Here is a 17,921-nt window from a genome sequence, read left to right as displayed (position 1 = left end):
CCGGGATCGCTAGCGCCTCGCTGATGGTCAGATATCCAGCGTGTGGTCGCGCTCCCATTGCGTGAAGTGCGAAGCATAGGAATTCCATTCCTGGTGCTTCAGCTTTAGGTAGGCCGACGAGAATTCCTCACCCAGCGCCGCCTTGAGCGATTTGTCCTTGTCGAACTCGCGCAGCGCATCGAGCAGGTTGAGCGGCAGTTTTGGCGCGCCCTTCACGGTATGGCCATGCTGGTACATGTCGATGTCGTAGCGCTTGCCGGGATCGGCCTTCGAGCGGATGCCGTCGAGGCCGGCGGCGATGATCACCGCCTGCAAGAGATAGGGATTTACCGCGCCGTCAGGCAGGCGCAGTTCGAAGCGGCCGGGGCCGGGCACGCGCACCATGTGGGTGCGGTTGTTGCCGGTCCAGGTCACCGTATTTGGCGCCCAGGTCGCACCCGAAATGGTGCGCGGCGCATTGATGCGCTTGTAGGAATTGACCGTCGGGTTGGTGATCGCGGCAAGCGCCGAGGCATGCTTCATGATGCCGCCGAGGAAATTCTTGCCCTTGGCCGACAGGCCGAGTTCCATCGCATTGTCAGCAAAGACATTGGTCTTGCCTGATTTGTCCCACACCGAGATGTGGGCATGGCAGCCATTGCCGGTCAGCCCCTGGAAGGGTTTCGGCATGAAGGTGGCGCGCAGACCGTGTTTTTCGGCGACCGACTTGACCATGAACTTGAAGAAGGAGTGCTTGTCTGCAGTGGCGAGCGCGTCGTCGAAGGCCCAGTTCATCTCGAACTGGCCGTTGGCGTCCTCATGGTCGTTCTGGTAGGCGCCCCAGCCGAGCGCCAGCATGTGGTCGCAGATTTCGGCGATGACATCGTAGCGGCGCATCACCGCCTGCTGGTCATAGCAAGGCTTCGATGCGGTGTCGTATTCGTCGGAAATCGTCTTGCCGTCCGGCGAGATCAGGAAGAACTCAGCCTCGACGCCGGTCTTGACGTGCATGCCGTCGCTGGCGGCCTCGGCAATCAGCCGCCGCAGCGTGTTGCGTGGCGTCTGGTCGACTTCCTTGTCGTCCATGACGCAGTTGGCGGCGACCCAGGCCACCTCCGGCTTCCATGGCAGCTGGATCACCGAATTCGGGTCCGGCACCGCCAGCATGTCCGGATGCGCCGGCGTAAGGTCAAGCCAGGTGGCGAAACCGGCAAAGCCGGCACCGTCCTTCTGCATGTCGGCGATGGCTTGCGCCGGCACCAGCTTGGCGCGCTGCCCACCGAACAGGTCGGTGTAGGAAATCATGAAATATTTGACGCCGTTCTCTTTGGCGAAGGCGGCGAGATCGTTCCCCATTATAGTTCCTCGCTTGGTGGTATTTTTGATATGCGGATGTCTTAGAAGCCGTTCTTCCCCGGTATCCAGTTGGTGCCGGCCAGCGGCACGCCGGCCATGGCGGCGGCTTCGATGGTGAGCGCGACGAGATCCTCGGGCTCAAGATTGTGCAGGCTGTTCTTGCCGCAGGCGCGAGCGATCGTCTGCGCCTCCAGCGTCATCACCTTGAGATAGTTGGCCAGCCGCCGCCCGGCGGCGATCGGGTCGACCCGCTTCATCAGTTCGGGGTCCTGCGTGGTGATGCCGGCGGGGTCACGCCCCTCATGCCAGTCGTCATAGGCGCCGGCGGTGGTGCCGAGTTCGTTGTACTCGGACTCCCAGCGCGGATCGTTGTCGCCGAGCGCCACCAGCGCCGCCGTGCCGATCGACACCGCGTCGACGCCAAGCGCCAGTGCCTTGGCGACGTCGGCGCCGTTGCGGATGCCGCCGGAGACGATCAGTTGCACCTTGCGGTGCATGCCGAGATCCTGCAGCGCCTGCACCGCCGGTCTGATGCAGGCAAGCGTCGGCTGGCCGACATTTTCGATGAACACTTCCTGCGTTGCGGCGGTGCCACCCTGCATGCCATCGACGACGACGACATCGGCGCCGGCCTTCACCGCAAGCGCGGTGTCGTAATAGGGCCGCGCGCCGCCGACCTTGACGTAGATCGGCTTTTCCCAGTCGGTGATTTCGCGCAGTTCGAGGATCTTGATCTCGAGATCGTCGGGCCCGGTCCAGTCGGGATGGCGCGAGGCCGAGCGCTGGTCGATGCCTTTCGGCAGCGTGCGCATTTCGGCGACGCGATCGGAAATTTTCTGGCCAAGCAGCATGCCGCCGCCGCCCGGCTTGGCGCCCTGGCCGACGACGACTTCTATCGCATCGGCGCGGCGCAAATCCCTGGGGTTCATGCCGTAGCGCGACGGTAGGTACTGATAGACCAGTTGCTTGGAATGGCCGCGCTCTTCCTCGGTCATGCCGCCGTCGCCGGTGGTGGTCGAGGTGCCGGACAGGGTCGCGCCGCGGCCGAGCGCTTCCTTGGCCGGGCCGGACAGCGAGCCGAAGCTCATGCCGGCAATGGTGATCGGAATCTTCAGCTCGATCGGCTTCTTGGCATAGCGCGAGCCTAGCACCACTGAGGTGTCGCAGCGTTCGCGATAACCTTCCAGCGGATAGCGCGAGATCGAGGCGCCAAGGAACAACAGGTCGTCGAAATGCGGCAGCTTGCGCTTGGCGCCGGCGCCACGGATATCATAGATCCCGGTCGCCGCGGCGCGGCGGATTTCAGAAAGCGTGTAGTCGTCGAAGGTCGCGGATTTGCGCGGCGTCGTCGGCGGGTTGCGATAGGTCATGCTGCCTCAATACGCGTCGGCGTTGTCGATATTGAAATTGTAGAGCGTGCGCGCCGAGCCGTAGCGCGTGAACTCGGACGGCCTGACCCCGGTCACGCCGGCGCGCTCGAGCAGGCCCTTCAGCAGCTCAAGGTGCTCTGGCCGCATCTCCTTGGCGATGCAGTCGGCGCCAAGGCTGTCGACCTTGCCGCGCACGAACAGCCGCGCCTCGTATATGGAATCGCCGAGTGCATCGCCGGCATCGCCCAGCACCACAAGATTGCCCGACTGTGCCATGAACGCCGACATGTGGCCGATATTGCCATGCACGACGATGTCGATGCCCTTCATCGAGATGCCGCAGCGCGACGAGGCGTTGCCCTCGATGACCAGCAGCCCGCCCTTGCCGGTGGCCCCGGCGTACTGGCTGGCGTCGCCTTTGATGGTGATCGAGCCCGACATCATGTTCTCGCCGACACCGGGTCCGGCCGAACCGTGCACGGTGATCGTGGCGCCGTCATTCATGCCGGCGCAGTAATAGCCGACGCTGCCGCGCACATCGATGGTGACAGGCTGGTCGACACCGACGGCGACGGAATGGTTGCCCTTCGGGTTCAGCACTTCCCACGCCGTTTCGTTCGACCCGGGGGTCAGATTGTGCAGGGCCTGGTTGAGCTCGCGCAGCGACAGCTCGTCGAGGTCGAAGACCCTCGCAGCGTGGTCGTGCGTTACCGTCTTTGAACGTTTTGTTGCCGGCATGAACTCAATGCTCCCAGAAATAAACGGTCGCGGGCTCCGGTTCCCAGACCTTGGCGCCGTCTATGCCGGGCAGTTTGGTGAGCGCGCGATACTCCGAACCGAAGGCGACATACTGGTCGGTCTCGGCCATGACGGCGGGCTTGCAGGCGATCGGATCGCGCACCACGCCAAAACCGTTCTTGGTGCCGACGACGAAGGTGAAGAAGCCGTCGAGGTCGGAGAGTGTGCCTTCCAACGCCTCGCCGAGATTCTTGCCATGCGCCATCTGCGACGAGAGATAGGCGGCGGCGACCTCGGTGTCGTTCTCGGTCTCGAATTTCATGCCTTCGCGGATCAGTTCGCGGCGGACATTGTTGTGATTGGACAACGAGCCATTGTGCACCAGGCACTGGTCGGCGCCGGTCGAAAACGGATGCGCGCCCATCGTCGTCACCGCCGATTCGGTCGCCATGCGGGTGTGGCCGATGCCATGCGTGCCGGTCATCGAGCGCACATCGAAGCGGTCGACGACCGCCTCGGGCAGGCCGACTTCCTTGTAGATTTCGACCACGTCGCCGGCGCCCATGATGCGGATGTCGGGACGCAGCGCCTGGATGGCCTCGCGCGCTTCGTCGATCTTGGCGGGCGTGGTCCTGACGACGGCATGCGTCGACTTCACGCTGATCGTCACCGGCGTGCCGATGGCCTTGGCCAGCTCGGCTTCGAGGCCGCGGAAATCGCGCTCCGGCTTGGCCGACTGAATGGTGATCTTGGCCTCATTCCTGGCAGGCGCCCCATATATGGCGATACCGGCGCTGTCGGGACCGCGATCGCTGAGCGAGATCAGCATCTGCGACAGCATCGCGCCAAGCTGGGGCTCAAGCGACTTGTCCTTCAAAAACAGTCCGACGATTCCGCACATGTCAGGCTCCCGAGGTTGTTCCCTAGGAGATGTATCGAATGAGTCCTGGGAATTCAATTGCTATGAAAAAAATATTCCTCTCGTTATATATCAACCGGCGTGTCGCCGCCCGCGCTATCGCCGCCTGTGCGGGCACTGTGAACCCATTTGGCGGTGCGGATGCGGGCGATCTTGTAAGCATCGAGCACCGACAAGGCGTAGATCAGGAAGCCGCCGGCATGGCGGCCGATGAAGCTGGCATCGGGCGGCGCGATTTTCATCGTCACCCAAGCCAGGATCACCATGAAGAAAAGGAACTGCAGGCCGCGCACCGGCACACCCAGAATGACATGCCCGCTTGCCGGCAAAACAATCGCCGCGCCAAGCACCAGATAGGGATTGGCCGGTGTGGGTGAGGAACTGGTCATGCGGCCTGCCGTTCGCGTTGGTTGATGGCATCGCGCAGCGCCGATGCGGATTTGAGCAATCTCTCGATCAGCGCCGGGTCAAGCATGATGCCGCCGAACGCGGCTTGCCGGAACACGCCATAACGCGCCCGCTCGGCCTCCGCCAGCAGCCAGACGATGCGCACGCCTTTCGGTGTGATCAGCAACTCCTTGGCGCGGCCCTCGGCAAAGATCTCCACATGATCGGCGATGATGTCCTGCGGGAAGCGCACGCCTTTGCGGTCCGTCCGCAGCACCGCCTCGGCCGGAAAGTCAGCGAGCTTCGGCAGCGTATGCTGGAGATGGTCGAAGTTGGAGAAGGTCGTCGGCGAGCCCGGCCGCATCATCATGTCGAAGGTGGCAGGCACCGTAACCGGTTCGGTGATCGAGACGGACAGCCAGCGGGCAGGGAGCTTTCTCGTCGCCAGCGTGTCGACGATGGTGCGCACCTGCACACGCTGGCCGTTCCATAGGCCCGCCCAGGTGACGACACCGGCGGCACCATCCGAAATGTTGACTGCATCCGCAATGACGGTGCGGATGCCGGCTTCTTCGGCGACCAATGCGGCCATGGCCTTTTTGCCATTGGCGCGCACAAGCCAGACGAGATGAACGACGAGTGCCAGGGCGATGAGCCCGGCCAGCAATGCTGACGTCAATTCGAACACCTCGTCAAACCAGCCTCGCCCCAGGGGCGAGCACCCTTACCTCGTTTCAATAGCCCTGTGGCTTCGGCCACGGCATGGTGAACTGATCGCCGCGGCGCACGAATTTGTAGCGGTAGAAGTGGAACCACAGCGAGATCAGGAAGTAGAAGGCGACCATGGCGATCAGCTGCGAGCCGAAGCCGAGGAAGATGGCGAAGAAGGTCACCACGCACAGGCAGAACAGCACGATCGCCGGCAGCGGATGGAACGGATGGGTGTAACCGCGGCGGATCGAGCCGAGCGGCCACTTTTTGCGGAACATCATGATGTTGATGCTCATGAAGGTGTATTGCAGCACGCCTGACAGGATCGAGAAGGTGATCGCCTGGTTGAGGTCGGCGATGAAGGCGAACGCGAGCGCGATCGGCAGCAGGAACACGATCGAGCGGTAGGGCGTGCGGTATTTCGGATGCACGGCCGAGAACCAGGTTGGCAGATAGCGGTCGCGGCCGAGCGAGAACCAGGCCCGTGCCGCATCGTTGATACAGCCATTGGCGGAGGCGATGGCCGCCAGCAGCGTGGCGATGAACAACAGGTTTTCGAGCAGTGGGCTGCCGGTCAACTTGCCCGCGTCCCACAGCGGGTAGTAGGTGATTCCCAGGTATTCCCACGGCATCATCGAGGCGCAGACATACCAGGTCATGGCGGCGGCGATCAAAAGCGTGATCATGCCGGCCATGGTGCCGTAGGGCAGCGAGCGGGCCGGCGAGCGCACTTCCTCGGCCGCCTGCGTGGTGCCCTCGATGCCGAGATAGTACCAGATGCCGAACTGGAAGGCGGCGATGACGCCGATCCAGCCATAGGGAAGCGCATTGCCGGGGGTGACCAGTTCGTTGAGCTTCAGCACGGCACCTTGCGTCCACGGGCTGACCGAGAAGAACAGGATGACGATCGAGACATAGGCGATCGCGGTGACGACGAAATTGACGTTGAGCGTCATCAGCACGCCGCGATAGTTCAGCCACGCCAGCACGACGATGGTCGCGGCGATGAAGGAATTGTGGGTGAGCCCTTCGACGCCCGCCTTGGCGACGATGGTGTCGCCGAGCAGGATGGCGTCCGAGACTTCGAGCATGGTGTAGGCAAAGACCAGGAACAGCGCGACGTTGAACGCCATCAGCGGTCCGACAATGTGCTTGGCCTGCGCATACTGGCCGCCGGCTGCGGCGACCGTCGAGGTGACCTCGGAATCGATCATGGCGACCGAGGTGTAGAGCAGGCCGACGATCCAGCAGACGATCAGCGCCGCCAGCGCGCCGCCCTTGTCGGCCGAGAAATTCCAGCCGGTGAACTCGCCGACCAGAACGATGCCGACGCCGAGCGCCCAGACATGCGCCGGGCCGAGCACCCTGAGCAGTGAAACCCTGTCGCCGTGTATTGCCGGTTCAAGCGCCATCGTCATTGATCAATCCCCACTCAGATCCGGTGTTCTTCGGAGGCGGCTTCAAGCTCGCCTTCCCGTGACGAGGTCAGAACCTCTTCGGAGAAAGTCGTGTCGATCTTGAACCAGTCGTAAAGCATCCACAGCGCGAGCACGATCGAGATGCCCCAGCATGCATAAGAGAGTGCGACCCACATGATGATGCTTCCCCGGTTTTACTTGTCGTCGAACTTTTCGTTGATGACGTCGCGGTATTCGCGATCGGAGGCGCGAAACAGGAAGACGAAATAGCCGATCAGTACCGCGGCCATGATGATCAGCGTCGGCCAGTCGATGATGTAGTGAAAGCGGTTCTGGATGATGTCGTGCGCGGTCTCCGGCGTGTAGCCGAGCTTTTCCCAGATCGACGCCATGGTCGGGTTCTGGCCAAGCGCTTCCCAGGTCTTGGCGTCGAGCGCGTCGATGGATTTTGCCGCGCCTGCGAGGCCCATCTTGAGCGGCAGCCACAGCGCCACGAAAATGGCGACCACGACGACGACGATATCGAAAATCTGCCCGGCCTTGCCCTGCTCCGGCGGTGTGTAGCGCGACATGTTTTCTACCCCTCAGGACTTGCGGTTGCGGGCCGCGTCGGCGTTCTTGATGTCGAGACCGTAGATGAAATCCTTGTCTTCCTTGTAGTGACTGACCATCGCCAGAATGGCGGCTGTGTTGAAAATCAGCACGGCGGCGGCGGCAATCGCGACGACGATCTTGATCCCGGTGTCCGGGATGTATGGCCAGGTCATCAAAAGGACGAAGAGGATCGTCGCCCACAGGCAGACGATCAGGAGTACCGATCCGCGCACGTCGGAGCGGTACAGCGCTTCGATGCGCTGCTGCAGGTCTGACATCGGTTTTTCCCCTTTTCCAGCGCCCGGCCCCGAATTGGCCGCTCGCTGCCCTCTTTCAACAGAGTGAAATTTTTTTCATAAATTCAGACCGAATTCCACAATTGTCAAGCCGATTTTACGTTGGGTTAACCGTTTGTCCCCAGCTACGAATTTTGCCTGACAATGAAATTATTTGCTTCAGGGTATTGCGGCGCCCGAATGTTTGCGGTCAATATTCGGCAAATGCTCCCGCCTTTGTGCAGGGAGCCGGGAACAGCTAAGAATTTTCGAAACGGAGGACGAGCGGATGACGGCATCCTGGAGATTTTCGACCCTGGCGGATCGCCACCGCGCGCTCGGTTCCAAGCTCGAAGACTGGAGCGGCATGGGAACCGCCTGGACCTACGACAAGGATGCCGACGAAGAGTATGTCGCCATCCGCACCAAGGCGGGGCTGATGGACGTATCGGGCCTGAAGAAGGTCCACATCACCGGCCCGCATGCTTCGCATCTGATCGACCTCGCCACCACGCGCGACGTGGAAAAGATCTATCCCGGCAAGTCGGCCTATGCCTGCATGCTGAACGAGCAGGGCAAGTTCACCGACGATTGTATTCTCTACCGTACCGGGCCCAACGCCTGGATGGTGGTGCATGGCTCCGGCACCGGCCATGAGGAGCTGCAGCGCGCTTCCGTGGGCCGCGATGTCTCGCTGCGCTTCGACGACAATCTGCACGATTTGTCGCTGCAGGGCCCGACCGCTGTCGACTATCTCTCAAAGCACGTGCCGGGCATTCGCGACCTCAACTATTTCCATCACATGCAGACGCAGCTGTTCGGCTTTCCGGTGATGATCTCGCGCACCGGCTACACCGGCGAGCGCGGCTACGAGATCTTCTGCCGCGGCCAGGATGCCGGCACGATCTGGGACCGGATTCTCGATGAGGGCAAGAGCGCCGGCATCATTCCGTGCCGCTTCACCACGCTCGATATGCTGCGTGTCGAAAGTTATCTGCTGTTCTATCCCTACGACAATTCGCAAAAATATCCGTTCGACAATGAAGGCCCCGGCGACACGCTGTGGGAGCTTGGCCTCGACTTCACCGTCAGCCCCGGCAAGACCGGCTTTCGCGGCGCCGAGGAACACTATCGCCTCAAGGGCAAGGAGCGCTTCAAGATCTACGGCGTGCTGCTCGAAGGCAAGGAGCCGGCCGACGAGGGCGCGCCGGTCTATCGCGACGGCAAGAAGGTCGGCGTGGTGACCTGCGCCATGTATTCGCCGCTGGTCAAGAAATCGATGGGCATCGCCCGGCTCGATGTCGACTGCGCGGTCCAGGGCACCAAGCTCGAAATCCGCAACAAGAGCGGGGCGATCAAGGCGACGGCTGAGCCGCTGCCCTTCGACGATCCGAAGAAGACCAAGCGCACGGCGAAAGGCTGAGGCATGGTCAACGGCGAGGGGTTCGAGGCATAAACAGAGAATGGCAGCCAAAAGCATCATCAGCCGGCCAGTTTACGGAACCCTGTCCCCACAGCCCGGCAAGCATCATCTTTTCGTCGCCGATGCGGAAGGAGCGCTGGCAATAGCGGAGCTGGCGGCCAGGGCGCCGGCGGGTTTTTTCGGTGACGCCCACATCATCTTCATCCCCGGCCATGACGGCAAACATATCGCCACGCTCGAGGCGCTGAAGCCGGCGCAGTTCTACCAGAGCCCTTCCTTCGCCAGCGCGCTGCCGCGGCTGAAGCAGACGCTGACCAATGCGCATATGGGCCTGCGCGTCTATCTCGCCGGCACTGAAGGGCTGATCGGCCAGGCCATGCAGGCAGCCCTTGAAGCCGGCATCGACCACACCTCGATGCTAACAGAACATCGCGGCTCGCTGGCGCGCCGCATGCAGTGCGTTCATTGCAAGGGCATCACCGAGAATGTGACGACGCAGCCGGCGACCTGCGCGCATTGCGGCCTGCTGCTGCTGGTGCGCGATCACTATTCGCGGCGCCTCGCCGCCTTCCAGGGCGTCTGCATCAATGCCGAGGATCGCACGGAGATTCCTCCGATGGAGGAGGTCTTCCGATGAGCACCGGCACCACCAAGCTCGATGTCGTGGTCAGCGATGTCGTCCCGGTCAACGAGCTGGTCACCCGCTTCCATTTCCGCCGGCGCGACGGCGAGCTGCTGCCGACCTTTTCCGGCGGCGCCCATGTCGTGGTCGAGATGCGCGATGGGGAGCGCACCAGGCTCAATCCCTATTCGCTGATGGGCTCGCCACTCGACACGCGCGAATACACGATTTCCGTGCGCCGTGACGATGTCGGCCGCGGCGGCTCATTGTTTATGCACAGCAGGGTCCATGCCGGCATGGAGATGGTGATCAGCTATCCGGTCAACCTGTTCTCGCTTGACCTCAGGGCAAAGAAGCACCTGATGCTGGCCGGCGGCATCGGCATCACGCCGTTCATGGCGCAGACCGCGCAGCTTGCCGGCACTGGCGGCAATTTCGAACTCCACTACACCTGCCGCACCGCCTCGCTCGGCACCTATGCCGACGTGCTGCAGGAGCGCTATGGCCGCCGCATCCGGCTTTATCACGACGATCTGGAAGAGCGCATCGAGCTTGACCGGCTGTTGTCGTCGCAACCGCTCGGCACGCACCTATACGTCTGCGGCCCCTCAGGCATGATCAACTGGGTGCGCGACCGCGCAGCAGCTCTCGGCTGGCCGCCGGAGACGGTGCATTACGAGCATTTCGCGGCACCCCAGCCCGGCGCGCCGTTCGACGTGACACTGGCTGTCAGCGGCAAGACCATCCGCGTCGACGAGCAGCAGAGCCTGCTCGAGGCGATCGAGGCGGCCGGCGTCGATCCGCCCTATCTCTGCCGTGGCGGCGTCTGCGGCCAGTGCGAAACCAACGTCATCTCGTATGACGGCAAGTTCATCCACAACGACCACTGGCTGAGCGAGGAAGACCATCGTTCCGGCTGCAAGATCATGCCGTGCGTGTCGCGCTTCGAGGGCCGGTCGCTGGTGCTGGAGCGCTAGGAGGAAATCATGGGCATCACCTTTCGCAAGGAAACGTTCCGCGACGATTTTACCTTCAAGAACAGCCCGGAGCACATCAGGCGGTTTCCGTTCCCGTTCCACGAAGACGCCTACATGTATGCGGTCAACATCGAGCCGCATGTCCTGGGGCCGAAGGGCAGCGTGCTGGAAAACCTGATCGACGTCGACGAGCACTATGTCGCCGAAATGCAGGACCGCGCTTTAGTGCTGGCCGAGGATCCGCTGCGCTGCCAGTCGCTGCCGCATATGACGCTGGCCGGCTGGGATTTGCTGGAACTTCTGATGGAGCAACAGGCGTTAGGCTATCCCGAGCATTTCACGCTTGAGCGCAACGGCGATCGCTGGCGCTGGATCAACCGGCCGCTCGGCATCGACGACACCTTCACCTTCGGCGACACCTCGACGCTGCCCTATGGACCGATGGAGTACATCACCCGGCAGAGCCAGGGCGATTTCTGCATCCTCGACCAGCGCGACGGCAATCTGTGGATGGACGCCGGCATGGTCACCACCCAGGCCGACTGGTCGCTCGATTTCGACATCGGCATGAACTTCTTCGAGTGGCACGCGCCGGTGCCGCTGGCGCATGAGAAGGGGATTTTTGTCAGGGCGCTGAAATTCCTCACCAACATCCAGCAGGGCAAGCCGGCGCGACGGTTGAACTGGACGATGACCATCAATCCGCGCCTCGACACCAGCCCGGAAAATTATCACAAATGGGGACCGGACCGCACCACCGTGACGCCGGAGAATGTCGGCGACAAGGTGCATCTGCGCGTCGAACTGCAAAGCTTCTGGCGCCTGCCGCGCTCCAACGGCATCGTCTTCCCGATCCGCTGCTATCTGATCAAGATGGACGAACTGGTGACGCAGCCGAAATGGGCGAAGCGCCTGCACCGCGTCATCCGCGACCTTCCCGACGAACTCGCCAATTACAAGGGTTTGACGCGGTATAGGCCGACGCTCGTGGAATGGCTGTCGAAGCTGGATGACGGGAGTGCGACATCGCCGGGGTTCGGGCCGGATTGAGCAAGGTCCGCGAAGCTGCCGATCTCCCTCCTCGTGGGGGAGATGCCCGGCAGGGCAGAGGGGGGCGCGAAGGAACGCCAACCTTGCCCATCCGCCCTTGGCGAAGACCAACCTCTGAGGTCGCGGGCTACGATCGATCGATAGGTCGGCGGGACAGCGCCCCCTCTGTCCTGCCGGACATCTCCCCCACAAGGGGGGAGATTGGCTAACCCGCGCTCTGCGGATAGCAGATAATCGACAAATAGCGCATTGGCAGTTTCGTCAGCTGCTCCGGTCCATGCGGTGCATCGGCGTCGAAGAACAGGCTGTCGCCGGGCTTCATCGGATAGAGATTGCTGCCGTGCCGGTAAACGACCTCGCCTTCGAGCATGTAGAGGAACTCCATGCCCTCATGCTGGAAGGTCGGGAACACATCCGAATCCTCGGTCAGCGTGATCAGGTAGGGTTCGACGACGACGCCGCTGGTGTTGGAGCCGATATGGCCAAGCAGATTGTACTGGTGGCCGGCGCGCGTGCCGCGACGCTCGACATCGAGCCCTTCGCCGGCCTTGACGAAGACGGCGCTGCGCTCCTCCTCGAAGCGGCGGAAAAAGGCGGTCACCGGAACGCCGAGCGCCCGCGACAGCGCCTGCAAAGTGGTCAGCGACGGCGAGGTGATGCCGTTTTCGATCTTCGACAGCATGCCCAACGAAATGTCGGTGGCGACAGCCAGATCGGCGACGGTGATGCCGAGCTTCTTGCGGAACGCCCGCACCTCGCGGCCGATCGCCACCTCCAGCACCTTTTCGCGGGTGTCGCGAATGGCGTGCGGGTTCTGCGTCAGCGGTGCGCGGATGGTTCGCCCGTCCGTTGCCGCACCTTTCAGCGACGGCCTGGTCTTGGCGACAGCGGAGCCGGCGCCGGGCTTGAGATCGGATGCTGTTTTCGCCATGTCGCCGCCACCTCAAGACACTGCCGATCTATTTCACTCAAGGTGAACATAATCGGTGCCGATACAAGAGCGCAATTGCTGCAGCAAGCCATTTGCGATTGATCCCCGTATTTTGCCGGCGCCTTCTGCTATGGTTTTTCACCGGAAGTTGCCCAGGCGAAACGCGGTTTTGCCACAAGGCCTGTTGACAGCACCATAGGGCCAATTATTGTCCTGTCAGTGAAATTTGTTTCGTAAGAGCAATTCCGGAAAAGCGGGAAACGGTTCTCCCGGGAGAAGCTCATAGCGCTTTCCCTTGGGAATGGCGTCAAAACAAAAGTCGAAATGAGATCGGGAGGCCTGCAATGAAAAGTCGTGTTGCCGTCATCGGAGCCGGACCGTCCGGCATGGCGCAGCTCAGGGCCTTCAAGTCGGCCGCCGACAAGGGCGCCGATATTCCCGAAATCGTCTGCTTCGAAAAGCAGTCCGACTGGGGCGGCCTGTGGAACTACACCTGGCGCACTGGTCTCGACGAACATGGCGACCCGGTGCACGGCTCGATGTACCGCTACCTTTGGTCGAACGGACCGAAGGAATGCCTGGAGTTCGCCGACTATACATTCGAGGAGCATTTCGGCCGCCCGATCGGCTCCTACCCGCCGCGCGCCGTGCTTTGGGATTACATCAAGGGCCGCGTCGAAAAATCAGGCGTGCGCAAATGGGTGCGCTTCAACAGCCCGGTGCGCATGGTGAGCTTCTCGGAAGCGACGAAGAAGTTCACCGTCACCGCGCATGACCGCACCAACGACGTCACCTACTCCGAAGAGTTCGACAACGTCGTCGTCGCCTCCGGGCATTTCTCCGTGCCCAACGTGCCTTATTTCGAGGGCTTTGCCACCTTCAACGGCCGCATCCTGCACAGCCATGATTTCCGCGACGCCATGGAGTTCAAGGGCAAGGACATCTTGATCATCGGCCGCTCCTATTCGGCCGAGGACATCGGCTCGCAATGCTACAAATACGGCGCCAAATCGATCACCTCCAGCTACCGCTCGAAGCCGATGGGCTTCAAATGGCCGGAGAATTGGAAGGAAGTGCCGCTGCTGCAGAAGGTCGTCGGCAAGACCGCGCACTTCAAGGACGGCACCACTAAGGACGTCGACGCCATCATCCTGTGCACCGGCTATCTGCATTCCTTCCCGTTCCTCACCGAGGAGCTGAAGCTCAAGACCGCCAACCGCATGTGGCCGGACGGGCTCTATGAAGGCGTCGTCTGGGAAAAGAACCCGAAACTGTCCTTCGTCGGCATGCAGGACCAGTTCTACACCTTCAACATGTTCGACGCGCAGGCCTGGTTCGCCCGCGACGTCATCATGGGCCGCGTCAAGCTGCCGTCGGCGCAGGCGATGGCGGCCCACGGGGCGAAATGGCGGGCACGCGAGGAAACGCTGGAAGACGCCGAGCAGATGATCTGGTTCCAGGGCGACTACACCAAGGAATTGATGGAACAGACCGACTATCCCGGCTTCGACGTCGAGGCGGTCAACCAGACCTTCATGGAATGGGAGCACCACAAGGCGGAGGACATTATGAGCTTCCGCGACCATGCCTATCGCTCGCTGATGACCGGTACGATGGCGCCACTGCACCACACACCGTGGCTGCAGGCGCTGGACGATTCCATGGAGAGCTATCTCGAGGTGAAGGGCGTCGCGGCGGAGTAGGTCGCGCGACCAAAATCATGTGGTCGGCACCGGCGCGGCTTCAGTCCAGCGGATAGTCGGGAGGGGCATCGGTTTCGGTCACCTCTGAGGAAAGAAGATCGCAGTCGTCGGCCCAGTCGGGGCCATCGCCGCGCATCGCCATCATATCGGCCATCAGCAGGAACTGCATGGTTCTGAGCGCCCAGTCGGCCGGCTCTTCCGGCCAGGCGAAGACGCCGGCGGCGTCGCCGCCGAACTTCACATCGTGGCAGACGAAACCGGAGATCAGGTGCTCGCCGTCCGGCTCACCGGTTCTGGCCATGTCGAAGACAAGGACGGCAAAGGGTGGATCGCCCGGGTCAGACATTCGGCATCAATCAGACTAACCCAGCCTTGCCCTGGCCTTCGCTGTCCAGGCGTTGAACAGCCGGTCGGCGACGATGCCGATGAAGGCGATGGCGAGACCGGCGACGATGCCGCGGCCGGAATCGGCCTTGGACAGGGCGATGAACACCTCCTGGCCGAGATCGCGGGTGCCGACCATGGCGCAGATGATGATCATCGCCAGCGCCATCAGGATCGTCTGGTTGACGCCGAGCATGATCTCGGGAAGCGCCAGCGGCAGTTGCACGCGAAAGAAGGTCTGACGCGGCGTGCAGCCGGAAACCTTCGCGGCCTCGATCAGCGCCGGCGGCACCTGGCGGATGCCGTGATTGGTGTAGCGGATCGCCGGCACCACGGCGAAGGCAATGGTTGCGATCATCGCCGTGACGTCGCCGACCCGAAACAGCATCACCACCGGAATGATGAAGCAGAAGGACGGCAGCACCTGCAGCGTATCGATGACCGGCGTGACGATCTTTTCGAAACGGTCGCTGCGTGACGCCATCAGGCCGATCGGAATGCCGATCAGGCAGGCGATGAAGGCCGAGATGCCGCAGAGATAGACCGTCGCCATGGTCTTCTCCCACAGCCCGGTGATCGCGCAGAAAGCCGTCAGCGCGGCGACCAGGGCGGCGAGCCGCAGCCCGCCGAGCTGGTAGCCGGCAAGGCCGAGCAGGGCGACCGCGCCCAGCCATGGGAATCCTTCGCAAAAGGCGCGCACCGGGTTCAGCACGTTGAGGATGAGCGCGACGCGGAAGGCTTCGATCGTGTCGAAGAAGTTGATGGTGATCCAGCTCACCGCTGCCTTCCACAGCGGCGCGGTGGTGAAGGTGATCGCCTTCGGCACCGCGGCGAAAGCCGGCACGAACAGGCCGAGCAGCGTCGTGACGGCAAGGATGGCCACCGCCAGAGTCAGATTGGGATAGCGGCGCCAGAAGACAGGGCTCGCTGCCAGATGTGTCTGGCCCTGCGCCTGCTTGCGCGCGATGGCCTGACTCAGCCGGTCGAGCGCGATGGCGAGAGCCACAATGGCAAGGCCGGCTTCCATCGCCTCACCGACCTTCAGTGCACGCAGCGCCAGAAGCACATCGTAGCCGAGGCCGCCGGCGCCGATCATCGAGGCGATGATGACCATGTTCAGTGCCAGCATGATCACCTGGTTGACGCCAACCATCAGCGTCGGCCGCGCCGACGGCAACAGCACCCGCCACAGTTTCTGCCGCGCCGTGCAGCCGGCCATCTCGGAGAAATCGTCGATCTCGGAGGGCACCCGCGACAGCCCAAGCATCGTTGCCCGCACCATGGGCGGCGTGGCGAAGATGGCGGTGGCGATCATTGCCGAAACCGGGCTGTTGCCGAACAAGAGCAGCATCGGGATGAGGTAGGCGAAGGTCGGGATGGTTTGCATCAGGTCAAGGGCAGGGGAGACGATGAGCCTTTCGGCCCATGGCTTGCGCCACGCCCAGATGCCGGCGAACAGGCCGGTGACGATGCAGAACGGCACGGCAATGGAAATCAGCCCGAGCGTCAGCATGGCGCTGGTCCATTGGCCGAACAGCGCGATGTAGAGAAAGCAGCCGCCGACCAATGCGCCGAGTTTTCGGCCGCCGGCGGCGTGCCCGGCGAGGAAGGCAGCAGCGCAGACGCCGACCCAGGACAGGCGCGGCAGGACATAGGCGTCGGCGCCGTGGCCGATCTTGAAGCTCTTCGCCAGGAGGTTGAGCGCGAAATCGAGGGGAACGCCGAGCACAGCGGTGATCGAACGCGTCAGCCAGGACAGGTTCAGCTTGATCCAGCGCATCAGCGCGCTGACCCAGTCGGCGACCGGAACGACCGCGTCGGCCGGATAGTTGACCGCCCAGGGCAAGCTGTCCTGCAGCAGGAACACGACGAGCACGGCGGCAAGGGCGCAGGCCCAGACCAGCAACCAGAGCTGTACCGGGCGCGGCCTTGCAGCACTTGTGCTTGCCGTCACCGTCATGCAGCGGCTCCGGAACGATCGATGCCGGCGAGAAGATCGATTACCGCTTGCGGCGTCACTTCGCCGATCGGCTTGCCGCTGCCATTGACCACCGCGAACGGCTTGCCGGCGGAAACGATGCTGGCCGAGAAACTGGCGATCTTGGCCTCAGGCGCCACCGTGCCGCCATGCTCCGAGCCGTCGCAGGCACGCATCAGGCTGCGCGCCGAGATCACCTTGGCGCGGTCGACGTCGCGGGTGAATTCGGCGACATAGTCGGTCGCCGGATTGACCACCAGTTGTTCCGGCGTGCCGATCTGGATGACCTCGCCGTCTTTCATGATGGCGATACGGTCGGCCAGCCTTATCGCCTCGTCGAAATCATGGGTGATGAAGACGATGGTCTTGTGCAGCATGGTCTGCAGCCGCATCAGTTCGTCCTGCATCTCGCGGCGGATCAGCGGATCGAGCGCCGAGAACGGCTCGTCGAGGAACCAGATTTCCGGCTTGGTCGCCAGGCTGCGGGCAATGCCGACGCGCTGCTGCTGGCCGCCGGACAGTTCGCGTGGATAGAAATGCTCGCGGCCGCGCAGACCGACGAGTTCGATGACTTCCTGAGCGCGCTTTTCGCGCGTCGGCCGGTCCTGCCCCTGAATGCTGAGCGGGAAGGCGATGTTCTCCAGCACATTGAGATGCGGCAGCAGCGCAAAATTCTGGAACACCATGCCCATGCGGTGGCGCCTGAGCTCGATCAGCGCCGCATCGGAGATCTTCAGCAGGTCCTTGCCTTCGAATTCGACCTTGCCATGGGTCGGCTCGACCAGCCTGGACATGCAGCGCACCAGCGTCGACTTGCCGGAGCCGGACAGGCCCATGATGATGAAAATCTCGCCCTGGCGTATTTCGAGGTCGACGGCGCGCACCGCGCCGACCAGCCCGGCCGCCGCGACATCCGCCATGCTGGCTTTGCCGTCGCGCTCGCGGATGAAATTGGCCGCGTTCGATCCGAACAGCTTCCACACATTGCGGCAGGCCAGTTTTACCGGGCGGTCATCCTTGCCCGATGTCGGCGATGCCTGTTCAGTCCTATCCGTCATCCAATCGTCCTTCTGGAGCATCAAAAGTTGGGACCCGGCCGATCACGG

General features: G+C 62.6%; 19 protein-coding genes. 5 read left to right on the top strand and 14 right to left on the bottom strand.

The features are described from left to right. Positions 1–27: 27 nt before the first annotated feature. From glnT to AC1DXU_RS11830, 10 genes are all read right to left on the bottom strand, one after another. Positions 28–1,335, bottom strand: a complete 1,308-nt coding sequence (gene glnT, locus AC1DXU_RS11875) for a type III glutamate--ammonia ligase (protein ID WP_477368422.1) — start codon at positions 1,333–1,335, stop codon at positions 28–30. Between the two features lie 41 nt (positions 1,336–1,376). Beyond that, positions 1,377–2,705 (bottom strand): FMN-binding glutamate synthase family protein, encoded by a 1,329-nt coding sequence (locus AC1DXU_RS11870; RefSeq protein ID WP_477368419.1) that lies wholly within the window; start codon positions 2,703–2,705, stop codon positions 1,377–1,379. Between the two features lie 6 nt (positions 2,706–2,711). Further along, positions 2,712–3,443: a GltB/FmdC/FwdC-like GXGXG domain-containing protein gene (locus AC1DXU_RS11865; protein ID WP_477368416.1), complete on the bottom strand. Its 732-nt coding sequence runs from the start codon at positions 3,441–3,443 to the stop codon at positions 2,712–2,714. 4 nt (positions 3,444–3,447) lie between these two features. Further along, positions 3,448–4,344 carry a class II glutamine amidotransferase gene (locus AC1DXU_RS11860; protein WP_477368413.1) on the bottom strand — a complete coding sequence of 299 codons (897 nt, stop codon included), beginning with the start codon at positions 4,342–4,344 and terminating at the stop codon, positions 3,448–3,450. A gap of 83 nt (positions 4,345–4,427) precedes the next feature. After that, positions 4,428–4,751, bottom strand: a complete 324-nt coding sequence (locus AC1DXU_RS11855; RefSeq protein WP_477368410.1) for a hypothetical protein — start codon at positions 4,749–4,751, stop codon at positions 4,428–4,430. After that, a complete protein-coding gene (locus tag AC1DXU_RS11850) occupies positions 4,748–5,437 on the bottom strand; it encodes a hypothetical protein (protein WP_477368407.1) in 690 nt (229 codons plus the stop codon). The genes AC1DXU_RS11855 and AC1DXU_RS11850 overlap by 4 nt, the downstream gene beginning before the upstream one ends. Positions 5,438–5,483: 46 nt before the next feature. Then, on the bottom strand, positions 5,484–6,878 hold the full coding sequence (locus tag AC1DXU_RS11845) for an APC family permease (protein ID WP_477368404.1): 1,395 nt from the start codon (positions 6,876–6,878) through the stop codon (positions 5,484–5,486). Positions 6,879–6,892: 14 nt separating this feature from the next. Next, positions 6,893–7,054 (bottom strand): hypothetical protein, encoded by a 162-nt coding sequence (locus tag AC1DXU_RS11840; protein ID WP_477315755.1) that lies wholly within the window; start codon positions 7,052–7,054, stop codon positions 6,893–6,895. A gap of 18 nt (positions 7,055–7,072) precedes the next feature. Then, on the bottom strand, positions 7,073–7,450 hold the full coding sequence (locus AC1DXU_RS11835; RefSeq protein WP_477368401.1) for a hypothetical protein: 378 nt from the start codon (positions 7,448–7,450) through the stop codon (positions 7,073–7,075). Positions 7,451–7,462: 12 nt separating this feature from the next. After that, positions 7,463–7,750 carry a hypothetical protein gene (locus AC1DXU_RS11830; RefSeq protein ID WP_477315759.1) on the bottom strand — a complete coding sequence of 96 codons (288 nt, stop codon included), beginning with the start codon at positions 7,748–7,750 and terminating at the stop codon, positions 7,463–7,465. Positions 7,751–8,036: 286 nt separating this feature from the next. On the opposite strand from AC1DXU_RS11830, the gene AC1DXU_RS11825 reads away from it, so the two are divergent. Genes AC1DXU_RS11825 through AC1DXU_RS11810 form a run of 4 tightly spaced genes read left to right on the top strand, consistent with a single transcriptional unit; the run spans position 8,037 to position 11,819 of the window. Then, positions 8,037–9,170 (top strand): aminomethyl transferase family protein, encoded by a 1,134-nt coding sequence (locus tag AC1DXU_RS11825; RefSeq protein ID WP_477315761.1) that lies wholly within the window; start codon positions 8,037–8,039, stop codon positions 9,168–9,170. A gap of 40 nt (positions 9,171–9,210) precedes the next feature. Continuing rightward, a complete protein-coding gene (locus AC1DXU_RS11820; protein ID WP_477368398.1) occupies positions 9,211–9,807 on the top strand; it encodes a dimethylamine monooxygenase subunit DmmA family protein in 597 nt (198 codons plus the stop codon). Further along, positions 9,804–10,769: a PDR/VanB family oxidoreductase gene (locus AC1DXU_RS11815; protein WP_477368395.1), complete on the top strand. Its 966-nt coding sequence runs from the start codon at positions 9,804–9,806 to the stop codon at positions 10,767–10,769. The genes AC1DXU_RS11820 and AC1DXU_RS11815 overlap by 4 nt, the downstream gene beginning before the upstream one ends. A 9-nt stretch (positions 10,770–10,778) precedes the next feature. Further along, on the top strand, positions 10,779–11,819 hold the full coding sequence (locus AC1DXU_RS11810; protein WP_477368392.1) for a heme-dependent oxidative N-demethylase family protein: 1,041 nt from the start codon (positions 10,779–10,781) through the stop codon (positions 11,817–11,819). A 205-nt stretch (positions 11,820–12,024) separates the two neighbouring features. Here the strand turns inward: AC1DXU_RS11810 and AC1DXU_RS11805 are convergent, their stop codons facing one another. After that, positions 12,025–12,750 carry a helix-turn-helix domain-containing protein gene (locus tag AC1DXU_RS11805; RefSeq protein WP_477368389.1) on the bottom strand — a complete coding sequence of 242 codons (726 nt, stop codon included), beginning with the start codon at positions 12,748–12,750 and terminating at the stop codon, positions 12,025–12,027. A gap of 344 nt (positions 12,751–13,094) precedes the next feature. Here AC1DXU_RS11805 and AC1DXU_RS11800 point away from each other — a divergent pair, with 344 nt between their 5' ends. Further along, complete coding sequence (locus tag AC1DXU_RS11800; RefSeq protein ID WP_477368387.1) at positions 13,095–14,453, top strand: NAD(P)-binding domain-containing protein; 1,359 nt, start codon at positions 13,095–13,097, stop codon at positions 14,451–14,453. Positions 14,454–14,493: 40 nt separating this feature from the next. On the opposite strand, the gene AC1DXU_RS11795 is transcribed toward AC1DXU_RS11800, so the two are convergent. The 3 genes from AC1DXU_RS11795 to AC1DXU_RS11785 are packed head-to-tail and all read right to left on the bottom strand — an operon-like array spanning position 14,494 to position 17,873. Then, positions 14,494–14,799, bottom strand: coding sequence for a hypothetical protein (locus tag AC1DXU_RS11795; RefSeq protein ID WP_477368384.1), 306 nt, complete (start codon positions 14,797–14,799; stop codon positions 14,494–14,496). A gap of 15 nt (positions 14,800–14,814) precedes the next feature. After that, positions 14,815–16,797, bottom strand: coding sequence for an ABC transporter permease (locus AC1DXU_RS11790; RefSeq protein WP_477368381.1), 1,983 nt, complete (start codon positions 16,795–16,797; stop codon positions 14,815–14,817). Next, on the bottom strand, positions 16,794–17,873 hold the full coding sequence (locus tag AC1DXU_RS11785; protein WP_477368378.1) for a quaternary amine ABC transporter ATP-binding protein: 1,080 nt from the start codon (positions 17,871–17,873) through the stop codon (positions 16,794–16,796). Before AC1DXU_RS11785 ends, AC1DXU_RS11790 begins: the two co-directional genes overlap by 4 nt. Positions 17,874–17,921 lie beyond the last annotated feature (48 nt).

It is taken from the genome of Mesorhizobium sp. P3_A10 (genome assembly GCF_056403175.1).
Note: the sequence above shows the minus strand (reverse complement) of the source record. Positions and strands in the feature narration are given on the sequence as shown.